This is a genomic window from Roseisolibacter sp. H3M3-2, assembly GCF_029211165.1.
GTDB lineage: Bacteria > Gemmatimonadota > Gemmatimonadetes > Gemmatimonadales > Gemmatimonadaceae > Roseisolibacter.
In genome coordinates, this window is the sequence record NZ_JARGEK010000134.1 from 1 (window position 1) to 11,520 (window position 11,520).

Annotated in this window: 9 protein-coding genes and 2 tRNA genes; 4 read left to right on the forward strand and 7 right to left on the reverse strand. The window is 74.5% G+C overall.

Annotated elements, in window-relative coordinates; all coding sequences use genetic code 11:
- Positions 1–136: 136 nt before the first annotated feature.
- The 6 genes from obgE to PYV61_RS12540 form a co-directional block, all read right to left on the reverse strand.
- Entirely contained in the window at positions 137–1,156 is a 1,020-nt protein-coding gene (obgE, locus tag PYV61_RS12515) for a GTPase ObgE (RefSeq protein WP_275831968.1), read from the reverse strand.
- Between the two features lie 16 nt (positions 1,157–1,172).
- Positions 1,173–1,886 (reverse strand): carboxymuconolactone decarboxylase family protein, encoded by a 714-nt coding sequence (locus PYV61_RS12520; RefSeq protein WP_275831970.1) that lies wholly within the window; start codon positions 1,884–1,886, stop codon positions 1,173–1,175.
- Positions 1,883–2,863, reverse strand: coding sequence for an asparaginase (locus PYV61_RS12525; protein WP_275831972.1), 981 nt, complete (start codon positions 2,861–2,863; stop codon positions 1,883–1,885). Before PYV61_RS12525 ends, PYV61_RS12520 begins: the two co-directional genes overlap by 4 nt.
- A gap of 138 nt (positions 2,864–3,001) precedes the next feature.
- Entirely contained in the window at positions 3,002–3,979 is a 978-nt protein-coding gene (locus PYV61_RS12530) for an MlaD family protein (RefSeq protein WP_275831974.1), read from the reverse strand.
- Between the two features lie 16 nt (positions 3,980–3,995).
- Positions 3,996–4,898, reverse strand: coding sequence for an ABC transporter ATP-binding protein (locus PYV61_RS12535; RefSeq protein WP_275831976.1), 903 nt, complete (start codon positions 4,896–4,898; stop codon positions 3,996–3,998).
- On the reverse strand, positions 4,895–5,707 hold the full coding sequence (locus PYV61_RS12540; RefSeq protein ID WP_275831977.1) for an ABC transporter permease: 813 nt from the start codon (positions 5,705–5,707) through the stop codon (positions 4,895–4,897). The genes PYV61_RS12535 and PYV61_RS12540 overlap by 4 nt, the downstream gene beginning before the upstream one ends.
- Before the next feature lie 106 nt (positions 5,708–5,813).
- On the opposite strand from PYV61_RS12540, the gene PYV61_RS12545 reads away from it, so the two are divergent.
- The 4 genes from PYV61_RS12545 (at position 5,814) to PYV61_RS12560 (ending at position 9,776) form a co-directional block, all read left to right on the forward strand.
- The gene (locus PYV61_RS12545; RefSeq protein WP_275831980.1) at positions 5,814–6,830 is read left to right on the forward strand and encodes a PfkB family carbohydrate kinase; all 1,017 of its coding nucleotides are present in this window, start codon (positions 5,814–5,816) and stop codon (positions 6,828–6,830) included.
- A gap of 6 nt (positions 6,831–6,836) precedes the next feature.
- Positions 6,837–6,909 (forward strand) — tRNA-Ile (locus PYV61_RS12550).
- 70 nt (positions 6,910–6,979) lie between these two features.
- Positions 6,980–7,053 (forward strand) — tRNA-Val (locus tag PYV61_RS12555).
- 47 nt (positions 7,054–7,100) lie between these two features.
- The gene (locus PYV61_RS12560) at positions 7,101–9,776 is read left to right on the forward strand and encodes an SLBB domain-containing protein (RefSeq protein WP_275831983.1); all 2,676 of its coding nucleotides are present in this window, start codon (positions 7,101–7,103) and stop codon (positions 9,774–9,776) included.
- A 21-nt stretch (positions 9,777–9,797) separates the two neighbouring features.
- Here PYV61_RS12560 and PYV61_RS12565 read toward each other — a convergent pair whose 3' ends face one another.
- Entirely contained in the window at positions 9,798–11,438 is a 1,641-nt protein-coding gene (locus tag PYV61_RS12565; protein WP_275831985.1) for a hypothetical protein, read from the reverse strand.
- Between the last annotated feature and the right edge of the window lie 82 nt (positions 11,439–11,520).

Sequence of the window (11,520 nt, forward strand, 5' to 3'; positions counted from 1 at the left end):
CGCGCGAGCAGCGCGCGCCAGCGCACCGGCCCCACGCCCGGCGCCGCGAACAGCGCCAGCGCCGCGCGGCGGTCGTCGGGCGCGGGGGGCGCGGCGGGGCCGACCGGCAGGAGCGCGACCACGCCCGGTGCCTCGGTCAGGGCAGCTCGACCGGCGTCACACGCACGTGCTCGCGCGTGCGCAGCGTCAGCAGCTGCTCCCACCACGCCGCCAGCAGCACGTCGAGCCCCTCGCGCCCGGCCGCGCTCACCGCGTACATGCCGAACGTTCCCGGCGCCTCGATCTCGGGGACGTAGTGCTCGCCCAGCAGGTCGAGCTTCGTGAAGACGACGCAGTGCGGCTTTGCGGCCAGCTCCTCGGAGTACGCCGCGATCTCGCGGCGCAGCTGGTCGTACTCGGCCTGCCAGTCCAAGGCGTCGATCGGGATCAGGAACGCCAGCACGCGCGTCCGCTCGATGTGCCGCAGGAACTGCAGCCCGAGCCCCTTCCCCTCGGCGGCCCCCTCGATGATCCCGGGGATGTCGGCGACCACGAACGTCCGGTGGCCGCTGAGCGCGACGACGCCGAGGTTCGGCGCGAGCGTCGTGAACGGGTAGTCGGCGATCTTCGGGCGGGCCGCCGAGATCACCGACAGCAGCGTGGACTTTCCCGCGTTCGGCTGCCCCACCAGCCCGACGTCGGCGATCAGCTTGAGCTCCAGCTCCAGCGACCGCACGCCGCCCTCGTCGCCCGGCTCCCACTCGCGCGGCGCCTGGTGCGTGGCGGTCGCGAACTTCGCGTTCCCGCGCCCGCCCCGGCCGCCCCGCGCGACGACGATCTCCTGCCCGTCCTCGAGCACCTCGCCCAGGAACTCGTTGGAGTCGGCGTCCCGCACGATCGTCCCGGGCGGCACCGGGAGCACGACGTCGACGCCCGAGCGGCCCGTCTTGTTGGAGCCCGACCCGTGCTCGCCGCGCTCCGCCTTCCAGGAGTCGCGGTAGGTGTAGTCGAGCAGGGTGGTCAGGTTGCGGTCGCCGCGCACGCGCACGTCGCCCCCGCGCCCGCCGTCGCCGCCGTCCGGGCCGCCCATCGGGACGAACTTCTCGCGGCGGAACGAGCTGGCGCCCGAGCCCCCGGTGCCCGCCTCGACGCGGACCACGACACGATCGATGAACATGCGGAGTCGTCCGGTGTCAGCTGGCCTGCTGGGTGGCGCGCACGTGCGACCAGAGGTGCCGCGCCCGCGCGTGGTCCTCGTCCGACATCAGGTCGGCGAGCGCGTCGAGCGCGTCCTCGACCACCTGCGGCGGCGTCCCGACGTGCAGCGCGCCGTGCAGGTGCGAGTGCAGCTGCCGGTCCTGCCGCGCGACCGCGCACACCGCGATCACGCAGAGCTCGCGCCGCGCGAGGTCGAGCCCCGGCCGCGACAGCACCTTGCCGTACCCGTCGACGATCATCCACGCGTCGAGCGCCGGGTGCAGCGCGCGGATGTTGGGACGCAGCCGCTCGTAGAACGGCCCGTAGACGGCGGCGCACGTCTCCTCCCCCTCCGCCGCCCACGCGGGGGCGTTGGCGAGGTCGGCCCCCGGGTCGGACGCCGGCGCGCGACGCCCGGACGCCTTCCGCCAGGCGCGCATCGCGTTGAGCGTCCGCGGGAAGCCGGCAAACAGGTAGCTCTGCAGGATCAGCTCCTCCACCCACTCGGCGGGGATCGCGTGGACGGCGTGCTCCAGCGCGACCCGCATGGTCCGCTCGTCGGCGTCGGCGATGATCGCCGCCAACCGCACCAGCGCCCGCGTCGGCGCGTCGAGCGACGTCAGGATGGCGTCGTCCGCCCCCTCCGCCCCGCTCCCCGCGACGCGGCTCGGCGCCGTCGAACGCACCCGCCCCTCCGCCGGCGCGCTCACGCCGCCGGGGCGAGCTCGCCCACGATCTCGCCGCGCGTGTTGCGCACCGGCTTCGACAGCACCTCGGCGAGGCGCGGCGGGAGCGCCGCCGGCAGCACGTCGAGCGCCTGCAGCAGCCGCAGCACCGCCGGGTACTGGGCGCGCGGCGCCCCGTCCTCGACCTTCACCGCCAGCCCGAGCCCGCGCCCCGGCACCGACACGCTGTGCACCCCCTCCGCCCCGATCTTGGCCACCACCGCCCCGTCCGTCTCTTCCATGAGCACCGTGTCGAATCGATCCGTGCCGCCCACCAGGAACGGGCGCGTGCGCATCGCGTGGAGGATCCGCTGCGGGACGTCCTCGGTCGCCGCCCCGAGCCGGGCGAACGCCAGCGCCATCGCGTCCAGCGGCAGCGCGTAGACGACCACCCCGCACCCGTCCACGGCGCACTGCAGCCGGTCGGCCGGGATCCCGGTCCAGCGCGCCACCGCGTCGGTGCAGTCGCGCTGCACGCGGTGCTCCAGCCGCTCGTACCCCTCGCGCGGCCACCCCTCGGTCACGGCGCGCGCCAGCATGGCGGCGTGCTTCCCCGAGCAGTTGTTGTGCAGCCGGGTCGGACGCAGCCCCGCCTCGCGCAGGACGCGGGCGCCGCGGGCGGCCAGCGGCTCGTGGGGGCCGCACGCCAGGTCCCCGTCCTCGAGCCCGAGCGAGGCCAGCATCCGCTCCGCGATCGTCACGTGCTCGGGCTCCCCGCCGTGCGACGCGCAGGCGAGCGCCAGGTGGTCGTCCCCCCAGCCCGCCCGGTCGAAGCCCCCGCTCTCCAGCAGCGGCATCACCTGGAACGGCTTGGCGCACGACCGCCAGAAGGTGACGGTCGTGGGATCCCCGGCCGACGCCACGAGCCGGCCCGCCGCGTCCGTCACCGCCGCGTGCACGCGGTGGCGGGACTCGACGACGCCACCCCGCGTCGCCACGACGTCCAGCGAGAGCGTTCGCATGCCGGAAATCTAACAGCGCCGGCGCGCAAAGAGGGTCGAGGCCGGCATCGAGCCGGTCCGCCTCCTCTGGGCGACCCGAGCGTGGAGCGTCGAGCGTCGAGGGGCGCCCCTCGACGCTCGACGCTCCACGCTCGACGCTCAGAAGACCTTGATCAGCCCCTTCGTGTAGCGACCCGGGTTCCGGCGCACGTCGACCAGGATCGCGTTCAGCTCCGTCAGCGCCCGGTTGAGCTGGTCGTAGCTCTGCTGATCGTTCAGCAGCTTGGCCGCGAGCCCGTCGCCGCTGGTGAGCAGCCGCATCAGGGAATCCGCCCCCGCGGTGATCCCGACCAGGCGGACGTACAGGGAGTCGTCGCGCAGCAGCTTGCCGACCGTCCCCTCGTTGCGCGCCAGCCCCGAGGTCACCGTGTCGAGGCTCGCCGTCACGCGAACCAGGTTGGTGTAGAGCGCCGGGTCGTCGAGCAGGCGGCCGACCGTCCCGTTGGGGCTCTGGAGGCGGCGGAGGAGCGCGTTCGTCTGCGAGAGCGTCCCCGACAGCTCGTCGTAGAGCGTACGGTTCGTCACCAGCTGACCGACCGTCCCCTCCCCCTTCGCGATCCCGCCCGTGATGCCGCGGAGGTCGCGCGTCAGCTCGACCACGTCGCCGACCGCGCCCGAGGCCTGGCCGATGATCTGGTCGTAGTCGAGCGACGGCGCGAGGGGAAGCGTGTCGTTCGCGCGCAGCGCCGCGAAGCGCGGCGTCCCCGGGGAGATGTCGAAGACCTTGTCGCCGAGGAGTCCCTGCGTGCGCAGCTTGGCCCGCGAGTCGGCGCGGACCTGCGACTGCACCGCGCCGTCCAGCTCCACCGTGACGCGCAGGTTGCGCGTGCTGTCGGCGTCGGGCGGCATGAAGTCGATCCCGACGATGCTGCCGACCAGCTGCCCCGCGACCGTGACCGCGCCGCCGACGCGCAGCCCGTTGGCGTTCGGCACGAACGCGATCAGCCGGTAGCGGTCGCCGAACAGGTGGGCGGCCTGGCCGAGGCGGTACCCGCCGAAGCCGAGGATGACGAGGGCGACGAGGATGACGGCCGCGACCCGCAGCTGCTCCCAGGTGATGGCGCTGTTGCGTCGCATGGCGTGTGGGGCGCGGTCAGAAGCCGCCGAGGAAGTCCTGGATGTACCGATCGTCGCTGGCGGCCATCTCCTCCGGGGTGCCGAAGAAGCGGATGCGGCGGTCGGCGAGCACGGCGACGTAGCTGGCCATGCGGAACACGGAGCGGATGTCGTGCGAGACCACGACCGAGGTGACCTGCAGCTCCCGCTGCAGCTTCATGATCAGTCGCGTGATCGTGCCGGTCGTCAGCGGGTCGAGCCCCGAGGTCGGCTCGTCGTAGAGCATGATCTCGGGGTCGTTGGCGATCGCCCGCGCGACGCCGACGCGCTTCCGCATGCCGCCGGACAGCTCGCTCGGCAGCTGGTCCATCACGCGGTCGGGGTCGAGGTCGACGAACGCGAGCTTCTCCCGCACCCGCGCCTCGATCTCGTCGTCGCCGTAGTCCGTGTGCTCGCGCAGCGGGTAGGCGACGTTGTCGAAGACGGTGAGCGAGTCGAAGAGCGCCGCCTGCTGGAACACCATCCCCATGCGGCGGCGCACGCGCAGCGCCTCGGTGAACGACAGGGCGGCGATGTCCTCGCCGTCGATGTACACCCGGCCGCTGTCAGGCTGCAGGTGGCGGAGCAGCAGCTTGAGCGTGGTCGACTTGCCCGTCCCCGACTCGCCGACGACGGCGATGGTCTCGCCGCGGCGCGCGAGGAACGACACGTCCTCGAGGATCACCCGGTCGCCGAAGCCGAGGTGCACGCGTTCCAGCTCGATGACCGCGCCCTCCGCCGGCCCCGGGTCCTCGGCGCGCGGCCGCTCCTCCCCGCCCGCCTCGGCCAGCGCGTCGCGGATCGTCGCGCGCACGCGGCGTTCGGTGGTCTCCGTGAAGTCGCGGGGACCGGTGCGGCGCGGCTCGCGGCCGCGGGCGTCGGCGTCGCCGGGCTGCGTCACGCGCCGAGCACCGAGAGGAGGAGCTGCGTGAGGAAATAGTCGGACACCAGGATCGCGATGCTCGCCGCGACCACGGTGCGCGTCGTGGCGACGCCGACCCCCTCCGTGCCGCCCGTCGTGGCCAGCCCGTGGTAGCAGGCCGTGGTGGCGATGATGCCGCCGAACACGAACGGCTTGATCAGCCCCTGGATGAAGTCGTTGGGGATGAAGCCGAACGAGAAGCCGCCCCCCGCGATCTGCTCCCACACCGTCCGCCAGTAGAACGAGCTGGGGAGGCCGACGTAGACGCGCGCGATCACGTTGCCCCCGAGGATCCCCACCAGATCGGCGAGCACGGTGAGCACGGGGAGCATGATCAGCCCCGCGAGCACGCGCGGGGTGACGAGCTTCTTGATCGGGTCCGTCCCCAGCGTGTTGAGGGCGTCGATCTGCTCCGTCACCTTCATCGACCCGATCTGCGCCGCGACGCCCGAGCCGACGCGCCCGGCCACCATCAGGCCGGCGAGGACGGGCCCCAGCTCGCGGATGATCGACGCCGAGACGAGGCTGCCGATGTACTGGGTGGCGCCGAAGGTCCGCAGCTGCACCGACGACTGGAGCGCCAGCACCATCCCGGTGAAGAACCCCGTGAGGAGCACGATCCCCAGCGACTGGACGCCCATCGCGTCCATCTGCTGGACCAGGTCGCCCGCGTAGAACGGGCGCGCGAAGACGAAGCGCAGCGCGTTCCAGGCGAGGCGGACGTAGTTCTGGACGCCGAGGACGGTGCCCTGGGCGGCGGCGTTCAGGCGGGCGGCGAGTGCGGTCACACGTGGGGGCGGAGGGGACGCCGGCGTGCGGCTGACTCCGCGTCGGGCAAGGGCCGTGCCCGCCACGCGTTGACCGCCCCGACGGGCTCGGGTAGCGTTCCCGCCCATGCCCGCCGCCCACCTCGCCCGCGCGCGCCTCGAGACGCTGCTGGCCGCCGCCCCCCGCCAGCGCGTCGTGATCGTCGGCGACGCGATGCTGGACGTCTACCTCCGCGGCGACGTGGAGCGGATCTCCCCCGAGGCGCCGGTGCCGGTGGTGCGGGTGCGCGAGCGGAAGGAGGCGCTGGGCGGCGCCGCGAACGTCGCGCAGAACGTCGCCGCGCTGGGCGCCGGGTGCGCGCTGGTCGCCGCGGTGGGCGACGACCTCGCCGGCGCGCGCCTCCGCGACGTGCTCGGGGGGATCGGGGCCGACGCCTCGGCGCTGGTCACCGTCGGCCGGCCGACCACGACCAAGACGCGGGTGCTCGCCCGCAGCCAGCAGGTGGTCCGGTTCGACGAGGAGGAGGACGCGGACCTCGGCCCCGACGACGTGGCGCGGGTGCTCGCCGCCGTCCGCTCGGCGCTCGAGGGGGCGACGGCGCTGGTCCTCGAGGACTACAACAAGGGCGTCCTCGTCCCCGGGGTCATCGAGCCGGCGATCGCGATGGCGCGGGCGGCCGGCATCCCGATCGTGGTCGATCCCAAGTTCCGGAACTTCTTCGCGTTCCGCGGGGCGACCGTGTTCAAGCCGAACCGCCGCGAGTTGGAGGCCGCGCTGGGCGCGGCGGTGGACCTCGCGCATCCCGAGGCGCTCCCCGCCACGCTGGCGCGGCTGGGGGTCGACCACCTCCTGCTGACGCTGGGCGAGCACGGGATGGCGCTGCTCTCGGGCGCGGGCGAGCCGTTCCGCGTCCCGACCACCGCGCGCGAGGTCTACGACGTGGTGGGCGCGGGGGACACGGTGACCGCGTACCTGGCCGTCATGCTCGGCGCCGGCGCCACGCCGCAGGAGGCGGCCGTGGTGGCGAACTTCGCGGCCGGCGTCGAGGTCGGGAAGCTGGGCGCGCAGTCGGTGAGCGCCGACGAGGTGCTGGAGGCCTACGACGCGGTCGCGGCGCACCGCGATCCGGCCGTGTACGTTTAGGGCGCCGGGTCCTTAGCTCAGCGGTTAGAGCAGGCGACTCATAATCGCTCGGTCGTGGGTTCGAATCCCACAGGGCCCACTACACTTCCGTTCCCGGGCTCGTCCGCTTACACTCCGGGTCCGCGCGCACGGCCCGCCGGCGCGCGCACGGGCGCATAGCTCAGCTGGTTAGAGCGCTGCTTTCACACAGCAGAGGTCCGGGGTTCGAGTCCCTGTGCGCCCACTCCTCATGCCGCGACGATCCCGTCGCCCATCGAGCGTCCCGAGGTCATGTCCCTGCGCCTGTTGAGGCCGCTGCTCACTGCTGCGGCCCTTTTCGTTTGTGCCCCCCTCGCTGCGGCCGCCCAGCAGCAGCGCCCCTCGCCCGCCCAGGCGGAGGAGCTCCTCCGCAACCGCCCCGACCTGGCCGCGCAGCTCCAGCAGCGCATCCGGTCGAGCGGGCTGACCCCCGACCAGATCCGCTCGCGCCTCCGCGCCGAGGGGTACTCGACGTCGATGCTCGACGAGTACCTGGGCGGGGGCGGCGGCGCCGGCGGGGCGCGCCGGGGCGCGTCGCGCGCGTCCAACTCGGAGCTCCTCCAGGCGATGGAGATCCTCGGGCTGGCCGACGAGGACGAGCTGACGATGATGCGCCGCGTCACGGGGTCGGACACCCTCGAGGCGGGCTTCGAGGGCGACTCGCTCCGCCGCCGCCGCCCGCCCCGCGCCCCGCGCACCGGGGCCCGCGACTTCCTGCTCGACACGCTCCCGATCGACACGCTGCGCCGCCGCAACCCGGCCCGCATCCCGGACTCCAGCCTCGTCACCCCGGCCGACTCGTTCCGGGCCCGCCGCTGGGAGGACCCGGCCGACGCGCGCCGCGACTCGCTCGAGCGCGAGAACCGGCTGCGCCTCGAGCGCATGGCGCGCGACAGCGGGCTGGCCATCTTCGGGCTCGACCTGTTCTCGAACGGCACGTCGCTGTTCGACGCCAACCAGGCCGGCCCGGTCGACCGGAACTACCGGCTGGGCGCGGGCGACCGCCTGCTGCTCCTGCTCACGGGCGACGTCGAGCAGTCGTACCCGCTGACCGTCACGCGCGAGGGGTTCATCGTCATCCCGCAGGTCGGCCAGCTGTTCGTGGCCAACCTGACGCTGGCGGAGCTGGACAACCTGCTCTACTCGCGGCTCGGCCGGGTGTACTCGGGCGTGCGACGCGGCGGCGGCACGACGCGCTTCTCGGTGTCGGTGGTGCAGCTGCGCTCCTTCCAGGTGTTCGTGACCGGCGACGTCGAGCGCCCGGGGAGCTACCGCGTGTCGAGCGCCGGGACCGCGCTCACGGCGCTGTACGCGGCCGGCGGCCCCACCGAGAACGGCTCGCTGCGCCGCGTCGAGGTGCGCCGCGGCGGGCGGATCGTCGGGGCGCTCGACGTCTACGACTATCTCGTCCGCGGCGACGCGTCGAACGACGTGCGGCTGGAGTCGGGCGACGTCGTCTTCGTCCCGCCTCGCCTGGCGCGCGTGCGCGCGCTCGGCGAGGTCCTGCGCCCCGCCACGTACGAGCTGAAGCCGGGCGAGACGCTGGCGGACCTGATGCGCACCGCCGGTGGGCTGACGGCGCTCGCCGCGCCGCGGCGGATCCAGGTGGAGCGCGTGGTGCCGCCGGCCGAGCGCACCGCGACGGGGCGCGACCGGCTGGTGGTCGACGTGGCCGCCGAGCAGGCCGCGCCCGCGGTGCCGCTGGTCAACGGCGACGTCGTGCGCGTCTCGCGCATCGCGGAGCGCGTGCGCAACCGGCTGACCGTCGTCGGCAACGTCTGGCGCCCGGGCGAGATCGGCTGGGAGCCCGGGCTGCGCCTGTCGCAGGCGCTGCGCAACGCCGGCGGCATCAAGCCCGACACCTACCTCGGCCGCGTGCTGGTCGCGCGCCTGCAGTCGGACTCCACGCGCGTGCAGCTGCGCGCGATGCTGCGCGACTCGACCGGCGCGGTCATGGAGGACCTCGAGCTGCGCGAGGACGACGAGATCCAGGTCTTCTCGGCGACGGACTTCCGCCCCGAGCGCTACGTCGCCATCGCCGGCGCGGTCCGCAACGGCGGCCGCTTCCAGTGGCGCGAGGGGATGACGGTGCGCGACCTCACCCTGCTCGCGGGCGGGCTGGTGGAAGGCGCGCTGGTCACGGAGGCCGAGGTCGCGCGGCTCCCGCAGAACCGGACCGGCGGCGTCACCGCGACCACGGTGCGCGTCCCGATCGACTCCAGCTACGTCGGCGAGGACCCGCGTCCGCGCGCCGGCTCGGCGCCCGAGACGCCGCTGCAGCCGTACGACCAGGTGCTGATCTTCCGGCAGCCGAGCTTCCAGCTCCAGCGCTCGGTGTGGCTGGGCGGCGAGGTCCGGTATCCGGGGCGCTACACGCTCACCACGCGGTCCGAGCGGCTCAGCGACCTGATCGCGCGCGCCGGCGGGCCGACCGCGGAGGCGGACGCCAACGGCGTGGAGTTCTATCGCGCCGACCGGCGGCAGGGGCGCATCGGCGTCGACCTGCGGCGAGTGCTGCGCGACGCACGGAGCCGCGACAACCTGCCGCTGCTCGACGGCGACTCGATCCTCATCGTGCCGCGCGTCCCGCTGGTCATCGTCGAGGGCGAGGTGAACGCGCCGACGTCGGTGCCGTACCAGCCGGGGGCGAACCTCGACTACTACGTGCAGGCCGCCGGCGGGCGCGGCGCGCGCGCGGACCTCGGCCGCGTGTACGTCGTGCAGCCCAACGGGAAGGTGGAGGCCGTGCGCCGCCGCCGGTTCGTCCCCGACGCGGTGCCCGACCCGCTCCCCGGCTCGCGGGTGCACGTGCCGGCGCGTCCCGAGAACATCAGCGGCGCCGACGCGTCGCAGCTCGTGACGGCGGCCGTGCAGATCGTCGGCGCCATCACGTCGATCATCGTCGCGGCGGTGGCGATCCGGCGTTGAGCCGGCTCGCCCGCCGCGCGCTCACCAGGCCAGGCGGGCGGCGGCGTCCACGCGGGCGTTGAAGGCGTCGGCGCGGAAGTCGCGCTGCCGCTCCCACGTCAGCGTCGCGCCCACGGTGAGGTCGAGCGGGCCGCGGAAGCGCGTTCGTGCCGCGCGCAGCGAGTGCATGACGTCGACGTCCGTGTCGCTCGGCGCCCCCTCGCCCACCGGCGACAGCCGGACGATGCGCTCCAGCGCGAGCTGGTCGCGGCCGCGTGGGGTGAAGTCGTCGAGGCGCAGCGTGACGCCGCCGCCGCCCATGACCGCGACCGAGCCGAGCACCTGCCCGCGCTGCGTGTGCCCCTGCGTGAGGAAGCCGTGCTGGTAGAAGCGGGCCTGCGGGCGGATCCGGTCGAGGTGCGTGGTCCGCGCGTTGACCAGCTCCCCCGAGGCGACCAGCAGGCGGTCGGCGCGGCGGGCGACCGACTTGCGGAGGCCGAGCAGGTAAGCGCTGGCGTGGTCCGGCTCCGTCAGCAGCTCGCGCGGGTCGAAGCTGGCGTCGTTGCGCGCGTACTCGGCGTAGACCTCGGCGCCGGCGCGCGGGAGTCGCCAGCGCACGAACGCCGACGCGATCTGGTTGTCGGGGAGGAAGCGCGTGCTCGACGTGTCGTCCACGTCGAGGTTGCGCTCCTTGAACAGCAGCCCCTCGAAGGGCACACGGAAGGCGCCGGGCACGTCGCCGGCCCGCCAGCGCCGGTGGAAGAAGCGCGTGCCCCCCAGCTCGACGTTCGGCAGCCAGCGCGGGACGAAGGTCGCGACGATCCCGCTCGCGAGGCGCGTGGCCAGCGAGTCCGGCGTCGAGGAGAGGGCCGACTGCTCCAGCCGCCCGACGATGACGCGGCCGTGCAGGCGGCCGATCCCGATCGGGACCGGCCCGTCGGTGCCGACGAAGGCGTGCACGAATCCCGGCGCGTTGGTGCCCAGGATCAGCGGATGGTCCACCGCCGGCCCCCAGCTCTCCAGCGCGTTCGAGACGCCGGCCGCCGCCCCGCGCCCGGCCAGCCGCACCTCGCTGTTCCCGAGGTCGACGCGCTGGTACGGCCGCGTCCCGAAGCGCTGCGGGAGGTCGACGTTCCGCGGCTCCAGGGGCTCGCGGAGGCGGTCCTCGGCGGGCGCGCGCGGGTCCTCGAACAGGCGGAAGGCGTCGTTCTGCGCGCGGAACACGAGCGGCTCGACCCGCACCGTCAGCGGCCCGGCGACGAGCAGCGCGCCCGCGCTCGCGTAGGCGGTGATCCCCCGCCCCGCCCACAGCGCGCCGTCGTTGCTGCCGAACGGGAAGCTGCTGTTGACGACGGTCCCGACCGACGGCCGGAGCAGGTAGATTGTCGCACCCGCGGCCCCCGAGTCGTCGGGGGCCAGCCGCCCGGCCCACGGGTGCGCGGCGCCGGCCAGCAGGGCGCGCAGCTCGCGCGCCGCGAGGGCGCGCGCGCCGACGGGCTGGAAGGCGGTCGCGGCGTCGAGCTGGCGGGCGAGCGCGTGCGCCTCGAGCGCGCTCCCCGCGGTGGCCTCCGCCCGCGCGGGGCCGCGCACCACGCGCTGCGCGCGCGCGGGCGCGGGCCAGCCCGCCGCCAGCAGGAAGGGCACGAGCCGCAACGACGGTGACGAGACGAGACGACGGAGCACGGGACGGGATCGGGGGGCACGCCGCGCACGCGCGGCGACGCGGCGCGGCGGAATCTAGCGCCGCCCCCGCGCGCGTCCGCGC

Excerpts from the sequence above, each read along its gene's own strand:
- PYV61_RS12525 (WP_275831972.1), bottom strand. The coding sequence starts at position 2,863 with ATGCGAACGCTCTCGCTGGACGTCGTGGCGACGCGGGGTGGCGTCGTC.
- PYV61_RS12530 (WP_275831974.1), bottom strand. The coding sequence starts at position 3,979 with ATGCGACGCAACAGCGCCATCACCTGGGAGCAGCTGCGGGTCGCGGCC.
- PYV61_RS12560 (WP_275831983.1), top strand. The coding sequence starts at position 7,101 with ATGTCCCTGCGCCTGTTGAGGCCGCTGCTCACTGCTGCGGCCCTTTTC.
- PYV61_RS12545 (WP_275831980.1), top strand. The coding sequence starts at position 5,814 with ATGCCCGCCGCCCACCTCGCCCGCGCGCGCCTCGAGACGCTGCTGGCC.
- obgE (WP_275831968.1), bottom strand. The coding sequence starts at position 1,156 with ATGTTCATCGATCGTGTCGTGGTCCGCGTCGAGGCGGGCACCGGGGGC.